Consider the following 17,878-nt stretch of genomic DNA (forward strand, 5'->3'; position numbering starts at 1 on the left):
TTGTAACATAAAATAAAGCCCTATTGGGAACATATATTTGAAAATTAGATTATGAATAATTATTTTTTTCATTTTAAAAAAGCTTTTAAAGTATTCATTAGATAACTTTATTAGAATAAATATAATCTATTAAACTTTATTCAAATTCTATAAATGAAATTAAAAACATGATAGAAATAATAAAAAAGTCTCAACAGTACAATGAAATAATATTTAACAATAAATTTTTTGGTAACAAACCGGTTTCAACTGAACAAAAAAATATAAAACCTTATTCAAATCTTTTTTATTGGAATCATGGTTTTGCTAAGGAGTCTATTGAATTTCCTTTACACCCACATCAAGGATTTGAGATTATGACATTTGTATTAGAAGGAAGACAGGAACACTTTGATACATTGACAAAAAAATGGATTCCTTTAAATAAAGGTGATTTTCAAATTATAAAATCAAATTCGGGTATATATCATGCAGAAAAATTAGATGCTGGCACAAGTGGATTTCAAATTTGGTTTGACCCAAATTTTAAACTCTCATTAAATCAACCACCTTCATATAAGGATTATAAGTCGTCCGATTTTAGAGCTAAAATTATCAATGGTATTAAAACAATTACTTATATCGGGGATGGTAGTGAAGTTGAAACGTTAACTCCAAATATTGCGATTAAGAAATTTATTTTTGAAAAAAAATCCAAAGAAATTATTTTTTTAAAAAAAGAAAAAAGCTACACTTTTTATATGGTTGAAGGAGAAGGTATGATTCAAAATAATTTTATCGAAAAAGATGATGCCATTAGAATCTCAGGGGCAGATAATATAGAATTCGAATTTATTGGAGTATTGTTTTGTGTAGAAGCAAATACTATTCAAGAATACAAAACTTTCTGCTAAATATATTAACAAAAATTATAATAATAAATTATGGAAATTTTAGATGTTTTAAACTGGCGATACGCTACAAAGAAGTATAATAAACAAAAAGTATCTGATGAAAAAATAAAAAAAATAATCTCAGCTATTAATTTCTCCGCTTCATCGTTGGGAATTCAACCATATCGTCTTTTTTTGATTGAAAACAACGATTTAAGAAAAAAATTGAGTGCAGCTTCATTTAATCCTCAAGTACAAGAGGCTTCACATTTAATACTATTTGCAGCCTTTGATTCAATAAAGCAAGAATCAATAGAAAATTATATCAATCTTATTGCTAAAGTAAGACAAATGCCTGTTGAAAAACTAATTGATTTTAAAGGTATGTTACAAGGCTTGCTAAATAACACGGATCAAGAGAATTTTATTTGGTCTTCAAAGCAAGCCTATATTGGCTTAGGAACAGGATTAATTGCTGCTGCTTCCGAAAAAGTGGATGCTACACCAATGGAAGGTTTTAACGCAGAGGAATTTGATAAGTTATTAGGATTAAACGAAAAAGGGCTTAAGAGCGTTGTATTGCTTGCATTAGGCTATAGAGATGAAGAAAATGATTTTTTGGCCAAGCTTAAAAAAGTTCGTTTACCCATTGCAGAATTTGTGTTGCATTTAAAGTAACCTAATTTTTTTAGAAAATGAATATAGTTGTTTGGATATTTCAAGTAGTACTTTCAATATTTTTCATCTTGCCAGGCATTGTCAAGATTAGAAATTCCAAGAAACAACATATTGCTGATGGTCACATTAAATCTGGTCAATCTATATTACCTATTCGGATATTAGGTGTATTAGAATTATTGGGATGCATAGGAATTGTTTTGCCATGGTATAGTAGTGTCTTACCAATTCTAACTCCAATTACAAGTGTATGTTTTTGTTTATTAATGCTTGCCGACACAGTAGTTCATTTAATGAAGAAAGAATACAAAATGATGCCTATGTTAGTCGTTGTTTTTACTTTATCTTTCTTAGTTGCTTATTATAGATTTGGAGATTTTTTGTAGAAAATTAAAAACCTTAATTTGGCTAAAGCTTTTCTCAATTTGGATACATCCAATCTTTACTTATTACTCAATTTTGTGTTGTAATTTAAAATTAAACAAAATGACAAGTAAAAATTTAATTAAAAAGACATCGTATATGTCTGTAAGTCCTATAGTAATAGAAGCTCCCAATCGTTTGGTTGATATGGAACTCCGAGTTTCTGCGCCTTTAAATGGCCATAATTTACCTATCATACTAATTTCTCACGGAGTAGGTTGGTCAAACTTTCTTTCTTCTTATCGTGGATATGAGCCTCTTGTAGAGTGTTTTGCACCAAACGGTTTTGTGGTAATTCAACCCACCCACTTAGAAGCCAAAAGCTTAGATTTACCCAAGGATGGTCCTGAAGGAGCACTGTACTGGAAATCAAGAGCCAAAGATTTTCATTTTATTCTCGATAATTTAGATGAAATTATTAGTAAAGTTCCGAGTTTAGAAGGTCGTGTTGATAAAGATAGTATTGCTATTGTGGGTCACTCAATGGGAGGACACACTGTAGGAATGCTTGCTGGCATGGAAGTAAAAGATAATGTAGATGGTTCTATTACTAATCTTGAAGAGCCACGAATAAAAGCATTTGTAATGTATGGTACTCCTGGTATTGGGAAAGATTTAGCACTAACGGCAGCTGAGAAATTTCCAATTTTTATAGATGCTGAGTTCTCTAAAATGCATCGTGAAGTATTGCTAGTAGTTGGAGATATAGATGCACATCCATTCTTTTCTGAAAGAAGCGATTGGCGACAAGACGCTTACAATTACAGTCCTGGTAAAAAAAGCATGTTATTGGTAAAAAATACCCATCATATGCTAGGCGGTATATCTGGCTATGATTGTGACGAAGCAGCACAGCTTCAAGATGAAAATCCTGAAACCATGAATTTTGTAAGAGAATCTACATTAGCTTATATTAAGAGTGCTTTAAATCCATTAGATACATCATGGATTGATTTGAAATTGCAACTTCAAAAGGATTCTGATGCAAAAGGAATTATAAAAACTAAATAATTATTATACATAATGATGAAAAAAAGAGCAAATACAGTTCATCGTATCAAGACTTTAATAGAATTACATGAAAGATTAGGTGTTGCAAAACCAATGCATCCATTAGTTAGTGTTATAAATAACAGCAATAATACTGTGGCTACTGAGAATATGCCAAAGTCATTTTCACTAGATTTTTATAAAATTACTTTTGAACCTAATTTATCAGGTAAATCGATCATCAAGTATGGTCAACAACTATTAGATTTTAATGACGGGGGACTATTTTTCTTATCACCTAATCAAGTCGTAACTTCTATTGAAGAAGACATTGATCATACTGGATTTGCTCTTTTAATTCATCCTAACATTTTTCAAGGACATACATTAGCAACAAAAATTAAGAGGTATAATTTTTTCTCATATGCTGTGAATGAGGCGTTACATCTTTCTGATAAAGAAAAAAATATGATTGTCTCTTTGTTTCTTGCAATTGAAGAAGAGTTAAGTAACAGAATTGATGAATACAGTCAAGATGTGATTTTATCTCAAATTGAATTATTTTTAAATTATGCCAATAGATTTTACAAAAGACAATTTATTACTCGCAAAGCTATAAATAGTAATCTATTGCAAAAATTTGAAATTCTTATAGATGATTACTTTGAGTCAGGAAAAACTTTAACATCAGGTACTCCAACAGTAAAATATTTTGCTGATAAATTATTTATTTCACCAGGCTATTTAAGTGACATGATGCGCTCTTTGTTAGGAATTAATGCTCAACAATATATTCAGGACAAATTAATCTCCATGGCCAAGGAAAAACTTTCTTCTACAGAGCTTTCTATAAGTGAAATTTCATTTAAACTAGGTTTTGAGCATAGTCAAAGTTTTAGTAAATTTTTTAAAACTAAAACTAAACTAACACCTTTACAGTTCAGACAGTCCTTTAATTGAAGTTTATAGAATAATAATATATATTAAATTTTATAATACATCTTAATTTATGTTTTTCAACAATAGAATCTTTTAGGTAAACTAATCAAAAATATGAAAATACATAACAATTACTTTTTAAACTTATTCATTGAATCAATTTTATTCCTAATACTAATTAATCTAGCAAATTTTATTTTTGAAATAATAATTATTGACGACAATATAATTGATATTTCTTTCAATAAAGGCTACTGTGCTATTAATAAAAAACAGATTGGTTTTCATGTTTTTTCTAATCTTATTGTTATGATAGTACTTTTATTTCTTTTAGATATAAAGAAAGGAGGAAAAGAATGGTGTGAGCGCTTATCAAAAAAAGTAAAAAAAAATATAAAATTGAAAAAAAATAATTGGTAAGCAAAATACTTGGGTATAAAAAATTGCGAACCACTCGACACTATGTTAAGCTTTCAGATAGAAAAGTAGTTTAGGATATGAGAGTTTTAAGAGAAAAATTTGCTACAAAAAACGATTATTTTAAAATTCATAATATTAAAATTTCAATATTCCGTACTTTGTGTTATGTTTTCCTTTTTATGTGTTAAATGACTGCAAAGTTATTATTTAAATCTATAAGTTTAAAAAGAAAATAACTTAGCATTTGTAAAATGAACCAATAAGAAAATTTAGTAGTATAATAACCCCAATTGTGTCATAAGATAGAATTAAGATAGTAGCTAAAAAAAGCAAAAATATCCCTGTCTATTCTATGGCTGACGATTTTTAAAAATGTAATGGAAATTTTAGATAGGCTTTTAAAGAATACAATCAAAGATTGATACCTTTTATTGAAGAATTAAATTAAACTTACATGGAATTGTTTTCACGAAATAGAAAATAATAACAAGAACCTTTTAATATCTTTGTCTTGTGATAGTTGTAATAATCATTACCTGAAAATAATTTATTAAAATGAATACCCAGCCTATTATAGATCATTTGACGAGTTACTTGCCTTTAAAAGAAGAGGAAATAAAAGAATTAGAAACTAAATTATTAGAAAGAAATATTAAACGTAAACAATTTATTTTACAAGAGGGTGATATTTGCAAACATTATACTTTTGTTGTAAAAGGTTGTTTTAAAATGTATAAAGTTGACAAAAATGGAAATGAGCATAATCTACAGTTTACTATAGAAAATGGTTGGATTGGTGATTTAGGTAGTTTTTATTCTAATAAGCCTAGTGAATTATATATTGAAGCAATGGAATCTTCCATTATACTTCAAATAGAGAAAAAAAATCTTTTACACTTATATACCAATTATTTAGTTTTCAACAGGATTTTCAGAGTATTAGTAGAAAATGCATTTATCAGACTTCAAAAAAGAGTACTTCAAAATATTAGTTCTACAGCTGAAGAACGATATGTAGATTTTATTGAAAATTATCCCAGTCTATTTAATAGAATTTCAAACGTTCAAATAGCTTCTTTTTTAGGTGTTACCCCAGAATTTCTTAGCAAAATAAGAAAAGACCTCACTTCAAAAATATAAAAACCTTAATCTAGTTTAAGATTTTTTCTTAAGATATCTTATAAGTACACTTTTAGTACTTGTTTCATCTTTGCATTATTAATTTAAAATGATAAAAGATGAATAAAAAAACAATTGTTGTAATTGGTGCAACAGGTATGCAAGGTAAAGGAGTTGTAAAATTTCTTGATGAAAACGGCTCTTTTAATGTAAGAGCAATTACCAGAAATCCAGACAACTATTCAGGAAAAGCAAATGAAGTTGTAAAAGCGGATTTAAATGAGGTAAATACTTTAAAAGAGGCATTTAAAAATGCCTATGGTGTTTTTGTAGTAACCAATTTTACAGAACATCAAGATGAACTTTCACAAGTCAAAAATGTTATTGAAGCCGCAAAAATTAATGGAATTCAACATTTTATTTGGTCAACACTTCCAAATGTCGAAGTAATAAGCAAAGGTAAATTTAATGTTCCCTTTTTTACAGGCAAAGCAAAAGCTAATAAATTAGTGACAAATGCGGGTTTTAAATACCATACTTTTGTTCAACCTCCTTTTTATTTTCAAAATTTTAGTGGAATATTAGCTCCAATGTTAAAACAAGATGGCACCATTGGATGGACATTCCCAATCAATCCTAAACAAAAATCAATTCACTTAGGAGATATCAATGATTTAGGAAAAGTAGTTACTGGCGCATTTTCCAATCCTGAGAAAGTTGGAAATGGAAGCATGCTGTCTTTTGTAACTCAAATAAGCAGTTTTAACGAAATTATTGAAACCTATAAAGGTAACGGAAAGGATTACAGTTTTACTCAAGTAAATCGAGAAGTGTTTTCTACCTTTTTTGAAGGAGCAAATTTATATGCTGAAATGTTTGGTTATATTGAAGAATATAGTTTCATGGGACCAAATTCTGAAGCTTCAATAGCATTAGCAAAAGAAATAGCAGTAGAGTCTTTTACAACGTTAGACGAATGGATAAAACAAAATAATTAATGTTATGGTAGCAAATTTTAAAAAAATGTCATTCACTGCAATCTTAATTTTAAGTATGCTGTCATCTTGTTCAGATGTTGATAATCCTATAGGTATTCCACCTTTGCCTGCTACAATTGAAATAGGAACAAATGCTTCTCCAGAAGATGTAAAAGAGTATAATGGTTTTTTATATACTTCAAATTTTTTTACAGGTGCAATAACTCGTGTGAAATTAAGTGATCTATCAACAAGTACTTTTGTTTCAGCACCCACAAGTGTTTATAATGCGGGTTGGGGACTAAATATTAATCCTTCTAAAAATTGGTTGCTAAGTATTCGAAACAAACCCTATGATTTCAATCCAGCTAATGCTATTGGACAGATGGGAATAGTAAATGCGTATAATATCGAAACTGGTGTACTAGAGAGAAGTTGGAATTTACCAGAAGGATGCATCGGAAATGCTATTGATGTGGATAATGCAGGAAATATATATGTGAGTGATATTGGACCAAACGCTAGAATAGTTAAAATAGATGTTATTACGAATGTAGTTTCTGTGTGGGCTGATGGAACCAATTTTACAGACGGAGGCTTTGGACTTGGTGGAATGATTTTCAATAAGACGAACGGCTTTTATTACAGTCAAAATAAAAAATTATTTTTTGTAGGTATTGATTCAAATGGGGCTGCACAAGAGTCTATTGAAGTAAACACTGGCGGTGCTGAAGTGGATGCAGATGGCATGACTTGGGCTGGGAACAATACAATTTATTATAATTTTAATGATGTCTTTATTTCAGGTGCACAAGGTTTTACAGGCAAAATCGTTTTAAGTAATACAACCACAGGAATCCATTCAATTTATCAAACAGGATTACGAGATTCTTCGGGCATATTTTTTAGTAGTTATGCAAATTCAAATTACCTTTTTGTTTGTGAATCACAGTTTGGTTATGCCTTTGGCATTGATAACGGAAACCCAGCAAATCCCTTTATAATTAAAGTTTATAAACAATAAAAAAACAAAATGAAAAATACAATTAAATTCGCAATAATAATGTTTGTAGTGATTATATCTTTTAATACTGCAAATGCGCAATCTCAAAAAGACAGAAAAGAAATAGAAGCTGTAATTATTACTTATCAAAGAGCATTGAGTGCAGCAGATGCAAATTTAGCTTCTAGCTTATATACTAAAAATGCTAAATTTATGCCACAAGGAGGGCCATCAGCGTTAGGAGTTCAAAATATTAAAGAATCATATAATTATGTGTTTTCTTTGATAACTCCAACCATTGAATTTAATATTGATGAAATCTTGTTTATTGGTACATCAGCAATCGTGACAAGTACTTCCAAAGGGACTTCACTTGTCAAAGCTAATAATGAAAATGTTCCTGAGATTAATAGAGAATTTTTCCTTTTTGAGAAAGAAAATGGTATCTGGAAAATTTCAAGATATATGTTTAATAAAGTGTCTCAATAAAAGGTATTTACTAATAATTAAATAAGTGGTTCAATTTTTAAACCACTTATTTAATTTAAAGGCATTTTCTCTTTATATTGAGGTTATTTTTTTTCTATGATTTTCACCCCAGCGTATCATGGCGATAATAACTTCTTTAAGTGTTTCTGCATAAGGGGTAGCTGTGTATTCTACAGTCACTGGCTTTGTATCACAAACCTTCCTTGTAACTAATTGATTCATTTCAAGCTCATTTAATTCTTTAGAAAGTATCCGAGGCGAAATACCTGCCTCTCTAGATAACTCTCCAAATCTTTTAGTACCGCTGTTTACTAAAATTGAAAGTATAACCAATTTCCATTTGCCGTTTACAACATATAAAGTGTCTTGGATGGCTGAATGCACATTTTGACACGCTACTTGAATATTATTGTCCATAACTATCCTCTTTGTAACTACTTACCTTTATGTAATTAGTTACAAATATACCATATTAAATAATAACCTTTGTAAAACTAATTATAAATAAGTATGAAAAAAATATTGCTATATGGAGCAACAGGGAGAACAGGAGAATTAGTCCTAAAATTAGCTCTAGATAAAGGTTATTCAATAACGGCTTTAGTTCGCAACCCTAATAAACTGAATTTTGTTCATAATAATTTAACTGTGATAAAAGGATTGCCAACGGTGTCTCAAGATATAGAAAGAGCCATATTGAATTGTGATGTTGTGATTAACACTTTGAGTGCGTTATCGGAAAAAGAAAGTATGTCATTTAAAAAAATTGATGCACCGCACACTTTAGAGAAAATGATGCATTACACAATAGAAAGTATGCTAAAATATAATGTAAAACGCATCATTACACTGTCCTCTATAGGTGTAGGAGATTCTTGGAAATACGCACCTTGGTTTATGAAACTTTTTATTAAAATATCCAATTTTAAAATTGTTTTTACTGATCATAATGCTCAAGAACAATTATTGAGAAACTCAACACTCGATTGGATAATCTTAAGACCTGTCGGTTTAAATAACAGTACTGACCTGAAAAATTTAGTCGTCAACTATGCTAAAACACCATCACCTTTCAAAATGAGTAGATTGCAATTAGCTACATTTATCGTGAACAATATAGAATCAGATAACTTTATTGGCAAAGCGCCTATACTTTCAGAGAAATAAAATTTAAATAAGTAAATAGTAATAATATGACAACAAAAACAAAAAACATCATTGGTTGGATACTAAGTGGACTTGTTGGATTAATGTTAATTGCATCAGCAATTGATAAAATTATAGGTTCGCAACATGCCTTAGAAATGGGAGTAAGTTTTGGGCTTTCAAAAAATACATATGCCATTTTAGGTATTATTGAAGTGATTTCGGTAATATTATTTTTATATCCTCGAACAGCAATTTTAGGGTTGCTTTTACTCTCTTCCTATTTAGGTGGAGCAATAGCAACACATTTACAACATGAACAAGATATTATGTTTCCAGCGACATTTGAAGCGATTATTTGGATAGCGGCAGTAATTCGTTTTCCTGAAATTACAAATCGAATTTTCAATAAACAATAAAATATTAGTGACCTTTATGATAAGATATATTCATAAAGGACACACTAAAATTTAATCTTATGGAACTAGGAATAGACAGTTTTGCTTCTACAATTGTAGGTATAGATGAAAGGAATAATTTAGATTACCGTACAACTATTTTAGAACTTTTGCAACGTATTCAAAAAGCTGATGAAGTAGGTTTGGATGTATTTGGAATTGGAGAGCATTATCGGAAAGAATTTGCCGATGCTGCCTCCCCTATTATATTGGCAGCAGCAGCGCAAAGCACAAAAAATATCAAATTAACGAGTGCGGTTTCGGTATTGAGTGTAGTTGACCCTGTTCGATTATTTCAACAATTTGCTACGATCGATTTAATTTCAAATGGGAGAGCCGAAATTGTAGTGGGCAGAGGTTCTTCAATTGAAGGTTTTCCTTTGTTTGGCTTTAATTTGCAAGAATATGATGCTATTTTTAAAGAAAAACTAGAATTGCTTCTAAAAATCCGTGCAGAAGAAACCATCACTTGGCAGGGAAAATACAGATCTCAATTAATAGAACAATCAATTTACCCAAGACCGCAACAAGAAAAAATACCAATCTGGTTAGGAGTTGGAGGTTCTCCCTCATCTTTTAAACGAGCAGGACAATTAGGTATGCCTTTAATGGTCGCCATTATTGGCGGAGAAGTGCATCGTTTTCGCCCATTAATTGATATGTATAGAGAAGCTGGGAATAAGGCTGGTTATGCAACGGAAGATTTGAAGGTAGGTATTCATGTACCAGGTTATCTTTCTGAAACTGATAAACTAGCCAAGGAAGAATATTTTCCAGGTTACCAAACTATTTGGACAAAAATGGGCAAAGAAAGAGGTTGGCCACCTGTAACTCATTCACAGTTTGAAAAATATACTTCTATACTTGGAGCTTTGTTTGTAGGCAGTGCAGAAAGTATTGCTGAAAAAATTGAGTATCATAACCAGACCTTGGGAGGTATAGACAGACTAACTTTTCAAATGGACATGGCCAGCATAAATCAGGATAAACTATTGCGGTCTATTGAATTAATTGGAACAATGAAAAAAATGATTTCATAAAAAACAAACCTCTTACAACAATTGCAAGAGGTTTGTTTTTAAGACTTTTTTAAAAAAAATCTATTCTTTTAGCTTTAGAAATAATAATTAATAAATACGAAAATCATCCACAGTATCTAAATAAAGACAAATAGCTACTATTCAATTACAAATAAAAGTGTACTTAAAAGAGATAGTAGGACTTTGTGAAATGAATAAAGAACTAACCTTTCTCATTGCTCAACATACCTTCCCAACTACAGTAATGCTTATATGGAAAACCAATTGAAGGTGTAAATAAAATACTGAAAAAAACAAATTAAGTGCAATTTAATATAATCCAAAAGTTAAGATAGAAGAGTGATTGAAGATACAGATTTTTTTAAAAGAAAAATTTTCAAATACTAAAATAAATTTATTTCAAGCAAAATAATATACACTTATTCATGACTGTCTTAATTTTATTGTAAACTATCCTCACGTTAAATTCAGTAAATATTTTTTGTTAAATAGCAAAAAATATTTACTGAATTTTATCTAATTTTATTAAATAAATTTCTAATGATTTTTATTTGTTTTTAAGTTATTTTGTTACAAGCTTAAATATTATAATAGTAATCAAAAAAGCGGTAAAACTTTACTAAAAAAATTATGAAGAGTATTTTCAACTATTTTGAAACATTTGTAAGACTTTCATCTGAAAGTAAAAATTATATAGCTTCTTTTCTAGAATTTGATACCCTAAAAAAAGGTGACTTACTATGGAAAACAGGTGAAAAGTGCAATAATCTTTATTTTGTTACATCAGGAGTTGTAAGACTATTTTTTTATAATGAAAAAGGAGAGGAACATACTGTCCATTTTGTTAACTCTAATAAGTTTATTGCAGACCTTGATAGCTTAAACTCTCAAACACCTTCTTCTGTGTCTTGTGTAGCTGCAACAGATTGTGAAATTATTATTATTACGCACTCAGTACTAAATATATTTAATAAAGAAATTTTTGAATGGGACAAGCTGTGTAGAAAAATAACTGAAAGAACCTTATTTGATAAAATAAAAATTAGAGATCAAATTTTTCAAAATACTGCAAAAGAAAGATATATTTCATTTTTAGAGCATTTCCCAACTATTGCAAACAATGTGCAAGCGAGTCATATAGCATCTTATCTTGGGATTTCTCAATTCACATTAAGCCATATTAAAAAAGAATTAACTAAAAAGGATTTTTTGCGAATTAGCAAAAATTAAGTTTACCCAATTTCTGTCCTTTGTATTCTAATTTAAAATACAAAGAGAATGGATAATTTACTTAAAAGATTTACAAGACTATTTTTTTTACTGTTGTTCCTATTACAAACCACACATTCATTTAGTCAAATAGCTAATAATGAAATAGTCGGTATATGGTTTAACCAAGAGAAAGCTGCCAAAATTGAAATATATCAACAAGAAAAAAAATTCTTCGGTAAAATTATTTGGCTCAAAGAACCAAACGAAAATGGTAAACCAAAAACAGACAACAAGAATCCAGATAAAGCAAAACACAAAGATCCAATAATTGGTTTAGTAATATTAAAAGATCTGGAATTCGATGGTAAATCTACTTGGGAAGGGGGTGAAATTTATGATGCAAGAACTGGTAAAACGTATTCTTGTTATTTGACAATTCAACCCAATAAGACTCTGAAAGTTAGAGGTTACATGGGCATTTCTTTATTGGGTAAAACAAACATTTGGACTAAAGCAAACTAATAACAATGAAGAATGTATTTGTAACTGGGGGGTCAGGTTTTGTAGGACAGAATCTAATCGTAATGCTCAAAGAAAATGGGTATCAGGTAAAAGCTTTAGCTCGTTCTAATGAATCGATTAAAAAAGTAGAAAGATTAGGGGCAATTGCTGTTAAAGGCGATTTAAACGATTCACAAGCATTGACAATTGGTGTTAAAGACTGTTCAGTAGTATTTCACTTGGCTGCTTCTGTTGATTTTTTTGCATCTGAAAAAGATCTAAAAAAATTGCACGTTGATGCTACAGAATTGTTATTGTCTATTTCAAAAAGCAATAATGTAAATAAGTTTATTTATTTAGGCGCAGCTTCGGTAATTATGAATGGAAAACCAATAGTAAATGCAGATGAAACTTTTGTGTCGGATAATATTATTGATGGCTATTCTAGAACAAAATCGCAAGCAGAAAAATTAGTATTAAATGCCAATACACTTTCTTTTCAAACCGTATCTATTAGACCTCCATTAATTTGGGGCAAAGGAGATCCAAATACTTTAGTAGGGATAATCGATGCCGTTAAGAAAGGGAGAATGCAATTTATTGAAGGAGGTCAACATCGTTTTGTAACCTGTAATGTTATCAATGTTTGTCATGCTTTATTATTAGCTGAACAAACAATCAGGAAAAATAATGGGAATGCCTACTTTATAACAGATGGAGAAACTCCAATTTTTAAGCATTTTATAAAAAAATATGTTGGTACACAAGGAGTGATTATCCCTGATAAGAATGTTTCATTGGCAACAGCTAAAAGAGTAGCTTCAATTATGGAATTTGTTTGGAAAACTCTCAGGTTAAAAGGACATCCACCACTTTATAAAGGTCTTATAAATGCTTTAGGATTAGAGTTTATTACTACCGATAAAAAAGCAAGAGTGGAACTCGGATATAAACCTATCGTTACAATCGAGCAAGGACTAAATCTAATGAAATAATCTATTCTATTCTTAATTAGTGTTTTTAGATCCAATAAGACCAATTAAAAAAATCATTTTTGATTTTTTTAATTGGTCTTTAATGCATTATTAGTAAATTATTTCAACTAAAATACCTTTATGAATCTTGGAATATTTTCTAATATAATAAAACCCTTGTAGTCATAATTCAATATTGTAAAGAATAATTACCCAAATTAAACTCTACACGCAGATGTGTTTTATAAATTATGAATTAAAAACGGGTTTTCGTTAATTCTTTAACAAATATTATTAATCTTTTTATTCAAGATGAGGTATTCCTCATTTTACATTGATTTGTGTTTTTTATTTTTATGGGATGAATTTTTAATATGACTGAATTTCCTATATTTAATAAAAAAACGCATAGTTTAAACCGTGTTTTTCTATAATAGTTAATTGATGACTTTTCGTTAAAATTAAAAAAATGTATGTGTAATGCCTAATAATAGAGTAATTCGTATAAATAAAGTTTTAAGGGAGCTAAACATATCATTAGATAGAGCGGTAGATTTTTTAAAAGAAAAAGATATCGAAATTGAAAGTAGCCCTAATGCAAAAATATCTCAATCTGAGTACGATTTACTGTGTTATCAATTTTCATACGATAACAGAAAAAAGGAAGCTTCAATGGAAGTAATGCATCGATTAGTCTTAAATAAAAATAGAAGCGAAATACAAGAAAAAGAAGCTCAAAAAAAAATTAAAAATGATAAAAGATTATTCACTATTGATAACGTAGTAGATGTTTCAATAACAAAAATAATAGCTCCCTCGCAAATTATTACTTCTTACGTAGCTGGATATACAGGAAGATTATCAGTTTTAGATATTTCATGGTCATTTCCTCAGGGAGAAGAAATATTTAAAAAATATAAAATTGGCTCCAATATTAAAGCAGTTATTTTAAAGATAGATGAAAAGAAAAAGCAAATCATTCTATCTCAAAAACATTTAGTAACACCTTTAAACCAAACAGCTAAATGGCAAAAAATAAAAAGAGGTGAAGAAGTTAATTTAGAAATAGTACAAAGTCTTCATAAGAATTACATAGTAAAAACAAATAACTCACTATTTGGTCTACTTAGTAGGAATGTAGATAAAGAGACTTTAAATAAGGAAGTTTTTAGAGTAAATGCTAAATTAAACAAAGCAAGTTTGTTAGAATTTATTCCTATTGTTCATCAGAATCACGAAGAGTCAAAATATGAAAGACTAATTGAAGAACACGCAAGTTTTATTAAACCAGAACTTAGAACATTTTCAAAATTTAAACAATCAATTTTAGGTAATACAGCTTCTAAAGAACAATTAAAATGTATTGAAAAAGGTTTTCAATTAGATAATAATATATTTAGTAAAGAAATTGATACTGGAGTAACATTTTATATTCAATTTAGAATGAGTGATGCTTCGTATGAAAATAATTTTAAATCTCAAGCCATACCTTATTTTTTAAATGGTGAAAAATATAACGATGCAAATGAAAAAGCATTGTTAGATAAATTATCTGATGAAAAATACTGGTTCAAATTAAATAAAAGAATCGACAATAAAAATAATAAAGAGAATGAACCTAATGAGATAATAGGGTTTACTTTATATAATAACGAAATTAATTTTTATGGTGAGGTTATAAAAAATAACAAAGTGAAAGACGTCAATTTTTTAATTAAAAACTTCAGTTTTGGCCAATCGTTTCATTCTGCCTCGAAAGCAAAAAAAAATAATGAAAAATATGGTTCATTTCTTTTAAATAATAAAGTAAAGTTGGTAGCACCTAATGGTGTAATTCCATTTGACGATTCTCAAAGTAAATTTTTAAATTATTGTGTTACAAAAACAGAATGTTTTGAAATTTATCAAAATCTAAAAATAGAATCAGGGGAAATTTTAAAACAAGAAGGAAGAACATTAGGAATCATCGATAAATTTTTAGAATATCAAATTGATCTATTAAAAAAAGACAAAGCAAATAGTATTGAAATTAAAGGTTTCGAAAGAGTAAAAAGTAATAAAGGCAATAGTGCTATTCAAATTCATCAAGTAGTAGGAGACAGATTAGAATTAGCAGAAGATAATATTGTTAACATCAGAGTATTAAAAGACGAAAAAAAACAAAAAATTAGTGAAGGTGTAATTTCAATAATAAATGACGAATATCAAATTGATTTTATTAATGAAATAAATTTAACAAATTTAGAAAAAGGTTTTTATATTGATGTTAAAGTATCAACGAGACAATTTGATATTCAAAGAGAAATCATCAAAGATTTCTTAGAAAGAAAAATTAAAATTGACCACATAGAATCATTGTTAGTGAACCCTGATAAGGTCAAAAATCCAATAAAAAAACAGGTTACCTTTATTAATGAAGATTTACAAAGAACAAAAGAAGAACAACCAGATAACAATCAAATCAAAGCTGTTGAAAAAGCTATTGGTAATCAAAATGTATTTTTAATACAAGGTCCTCCAGGTACAGGAAAAACAACAGTTATTGCAGAAATCATTGAGCAATTAACTAAAAAAGGAGAAAAAATTTTAGTAACAGGCCAAAATCACGTGGCAGTTGATAATGTTCTCGAAAAAATCTCAAAAAAACCAAATTTAAATCTTTTGAGAGTAGGGAATATAGAAAGAATTGATGAAAGTTTGGTGAAATATTGTTATGAGAATTTGGTTGAAGAATATAAATTGGATTTCAAAAAATTTATAACAAATCAAAAAGAGTTAACAAAGTTATTACTTGCATTTAATGAAAATAATACTGAAGCAACTGAACAAAGAAGCAGGTTTAAAGATAAAGTTTATCAACTAGCGGGAAACTATAATTCGCAAAAGGAAACATTTATACAAAAGCATTTTCTTTTACGAGATAATGTGTCAAATCTTTCTGAACAAGAGTTAATTGAAACCATTACGATACTTGAAAACTGGGAAAATTCATTTAGTAAGGAATACGAAATTTTATTACAACCATTTATATACAATTCTGTCGACGTTGTATTTGCTACTTGTATTGGAATAAAAGGGGATAAGATTTTTAGGGAAACTAATTTCAAATTTGATACGGTTATTATTGATGAAGCAGGTAAAGCAAATATAGCAGAATCATTAGTAGCAATGGAGTTAGGTAAGAAAATAATCCTTGTTGGAGATCAAATGCAATTACCACCCTATATGGATAGTTCACTTTTGGATAAAAATGATAAAAATAGCTTTCCAAATTCAATATATGGCTATGGTTTCACCGAAGATGAAATTGCACATGCTTTAAAGACATCATTTTTTGAGTTTTTAATAAACCGTATCACTGTAGATTTGTTTCCCAAAGAGAATAAAGAAATGTTGAATTATCAACATAGAATGCACCCTAATATAGGAAAATTTGTATCAGAATCATTTTATGATACTGAAGTAGAAATGGGAAGTAGAACGCATCTTAATAGATTAAATTTACCCACTCCATTTGATAAAGAAATTATATTTTTTGACACTTCAAATACCTCAAATCCTTATGAAATAAAAAGTGAAAATTCTGTAAAAAACGATACAGAAGCTAAATACATATCAGAGTTCATTTTACCAGAATTGTTCAAAAATGGTGTTTATAAGAAAAATATTGCAATAATAGCACCTTATAAATTTCAAGTTTCGAATATTAAGAATTTTATAAAGAAATCAACGTTATGCCAACAAAAAAATATTGATGTAGCAACACTAGATTCTTTCCAAGGTAAGGAATACGATATCATTATTTTTAGTTTTACAAGAGCATCAAATTTTTCAAAACCAACAATTATAAATGGTAAAAAGATATCAAATAAAGTTGGTTTTTTAGACGATGCAAGAAGATTGAATGTAGCATTTAGTAGAGCAAAGAAAAAATTAATTTTAGTTGGCAATGCGACAACTTTAACCGACAAACGTTCTCACTTCGACCTTCTTTTTAATTATACAGATTTATTTAAAAAGTTAGTAAAACTAAGTAAGAATAGAGATATAGGAAACTTAATAAACATTGCTAATTATAATAGTAGCATAAAATCATTCAAAAATTTTTATAAAGAGTACAAGGAAGGAGATATTGTAGAAGCAAAATTTGATAACATAGGTAAAACAAATGAAAAAATGTTTGGAGCTTTCTTTTATATTGATGGTGTAAAAGCTTTATTACCTAAATCACATATCCCTAATCATCAATTAAAATACTTTGAAAGTTTGGAGAAAGGGCAAACTGTCAAATTATCGATATATAAAATAGATAAAGATCAAGAAAGAATAACGTTAATATTACCATTATCAAAAAAGGAAAGAGATAATATTGCTTTGAGTAAGAGAAATAAGTATTGGGATTCAATAAAAGATAATCTTTCTGTAGACAAAACTATTAAAGCAATAATTACAAAGAAAGTCGAATTTGGTTATTTTGTCAAATTAGATAACATTTTTGATGCATTACTTCACAATCGACAAATTCCAGAGAATTACATTGTGAATATAAATGATGAAATTGAAGTCAAAATCCATGAAATAGATTACAATAAAAAACAAATAGCGGTAAAAATATAATATGGGTTTATTTAGCTTAG

The 17,878-nt window shown here is 28.7% G+C and carries 17 protein-coding genes; 16 read left to right on the forward strand and 1 reads right to left on the reverse strand.

Features of this window, described 5'->3' with window-relative positions; translation table 11 throughout:
* The first annotated feature begins 167 nt into the window (after window positions 1-167).
* The 9 genes from CX675_RS04455 to CX675_RS04495 all read left to right on the forward strand — a co-directional run bounded on the left by CX675_RS04455 (window position 168) and on the right by CX675_RS04495 (window position 7,910).
* Window positions 168-893: a pirin family protein gene (locus CX675_RS04455; RefSeq protein ID WP_130734018.1), complete on the forward strand. Its 726-nt coding sequence runs from the start codon at window positions 168-170 to the stop codon at window positions 891-893.
* Between the two features lie 30 nt (window positions 894-923).
* Window positions 924-1,550, forward strand: a complete 627-nt coding sequence (locus tag CX675_RS04460) for an NAD(P)H-dependent oxidoreductase (RefSeq protein ID WP_130734019.1) — start codon at window positions 924-926, stop codon at window positions 1,548-1,550.
* 17 nt (window positions 1,551-1,567) lie between these two features.
* On the forward strand, window positions 1,568-1,936 hold the full coding sequence (locus tag CX675_RS04465; RefSeq protein WP_130734020.1) for a DoxX family protein: 369 nt from the start codon (window positions 1,568-1,570) through the stop codon (window positions 1,934-1,936).
* A gap of 100 nt (window positions 1,937-2,036) precedes the next feature.
* Window positions 2,037-2,984 carry a chlorophyllase gene (locus CX675_RS04470; protein ID WP_130734021.1) on the forward strand — a complete coding sequence of 316 codons (948 nt, stop codon included), beginning with the start codon at window positions 2,037-2,039 and terminating at the stop codon, window positions 2,982-2,984.
* Window positions 2,985-2,999: 15 nt separating this feature from the next.
* Window positions 3,000-3,923: an AraC family transcriptional regulator gene (locus CX675_RS04475; protein WP_130734022.1), complete on the forward strand. Its 924-nt coding sequence runs from the start codon at window positions 3,000-3,002 to the stop codon at window positions 3,921-3,923.
* Between the two features lie 954 nt (window positions 3,924-4,877).
* Window positions 4,878-5,462, forward strand: coding sequence for a Crp/Fnr family transcriptional regulator (locus tag CX675_RS04480; RefSeq protein WP_130734023.1), 585 nt, complete (start codon window positions 4,878-4,880; stop codon window positions 5,460-5,462).
* A gap of 98 nt (window positions 5,463-5,560) precedes the next feature.
* Entirely contained in the window at window positions 5,561-6,439 is an 879-nt protein-coding gene (locus CX675_RS04485) for an NmrA/HSCARG family protein (RefSeq protein ID WP_130734024.1), read from the forward strand.
* A gap of 25 nt (window positions 6,440-6,464) precedes the next feature.
* Window positions 6,465-7,442, forward strand: coding sequence for a hypothetical protein (locus CX675_RS04490; RefSeq protein WP_130734025.1), 978 nt, complete (start codon window positions 6,465-6,467; stop codon window positions 7,440-7,442).
* Window positions 7,443-7,451: 9 nt separating this feature from the next.
* Window positions 7,452-7,910: an SgcJ/EcaC family oxidoreductase gene (locus CX675_RS04495; RefSeq protein ID WP_130734026.1), complete on the forward strand. Its 459-nt coding sequence runs from the start codon at window positions 7,452-7,454 to the stop codon at window positions 7,908-7,910.
* Window positions 7,911-7,982: 72 nt separating this feature from the next.
* On the opposite strand, the gene CX675_RS04500 is transcribed toward CX675_RS04495, so the two are convergent.
* Window positions 7,983-8,294, reverse strand: coding sequence for a helix-turn-helix domain-containing protein (locus tag CX675_RS04500; RefSeq protein ID WP_240723594.1), 312 nt, complete (start codon window positions 8,292-8,294; stop codon window positions 7,983-7,985).
* A gap of 126 nt (window positions 8,295-8,420) precedes the next feature.
* Between CX675_RS04500 and CX675_RS04505 the strand changes: the two genes are divergently transcribed.
* The 7 genes from CX675_RS04505 (at window position 8,421) to CX675_RS04535 (ending at window position 17,858) form a co-directional block, all read left to right on the forward strand.
* Window positions 8,421-9,077 carry an NAD(P)-dependent oxidoreductase gene (locus CX675_RS04505; RefSeq protein ID WP_130734028.1) on the forward strand — a complete coding sequence of 219 codons (657 nt, stop codon included), beginning with the start codon at window positions 8,421-8,423 and terminating at the stop codon, window positions 9,075-9,077.
* 26 nt (window positions 9,078-9,103) lie between these two features.
* Window positions 9,104-9,475, forward strand: coding sequence for a DoxX family protein (locus CX675_RS04510; protein WP_130734029.1), 372 nt, complete (start codon window positions 9,104-9,106; stop codon window positions 9,473-9,475).
* Window positions 9,476-9,534: 59 nt separating this feature from the next.
* Window positions 9,535-10,554: an LLM class flavin-dependent oxidoreductase gene (locus CX675_RS04515; protein WP_130734030.1), complete on the forward strand. Its 1,020-nt coding sequence runs from the start codon at window positions 9,535-9,537 to the stop codon at window positions 10,552-10,554.
* 630 nt (window positions 10,555-11,184) lie between these two features.
* A complete protein-coding gene (locus CX675_RS04520; RefSeq protein WP_130734031.1) occupies window positions 11,185-11,784 on the forward strand; it encodes a Crp/Fnr family transcriptional regulator in 600 nt (199 codons plus the stop codon).
* A gap of 48 nt (window positions 11,785-11,832) precedes the next feature.
* Window positions 11,833-12,288, forward strand: a complete 456-nt coding sequence (locus CX675_RS04525; protein WP_130734032.1) for a DUF2147 domain-containing protein — start codon at window positions 11,833-11,835, stop codon at window positions 12,286-12,288.
* Between the two features lie 5 nt (window positions 12,289-12,293).
* Window positions 12,294-13,262, forward strand: a complete 969-nt coding sequence (locus tag CX675_RS04530) for an NAD-dependent epimerase/dehydratase family protein (protein ID WP_130734033.1) — start codon at window positions 12,294-12,296, stop codon at window positions 13,260-13,262.
* Window positions 13,263-13,721: 459 nt separating this feature from the next.
* The gene (locus tag CX675_RS04535) at window positions 13,722-17,858 is read left to right on the forward strand and encodes an AAA domain-containing protein (protein ID WP_130734034.1); all 4,137 of its coding nucleotides are present in this window, start codon (window positions 13,722-13,724) and stop codon (window positions 17,856-17,858) included.
* The last annotated feature ends 20 nt before the right edge of the window (window positions 17,859-17,878 follow it).

The sequence above is a fragment of the Flavobacterium sp. J27 genome (assembly GCF_004303025.1).
Classification (GTDB): domain Bacteria; phylum Bacteroidota; class Bacteroidia; order Flavobacteriales; family Flavobacteriaceae; genus Flavobacterium.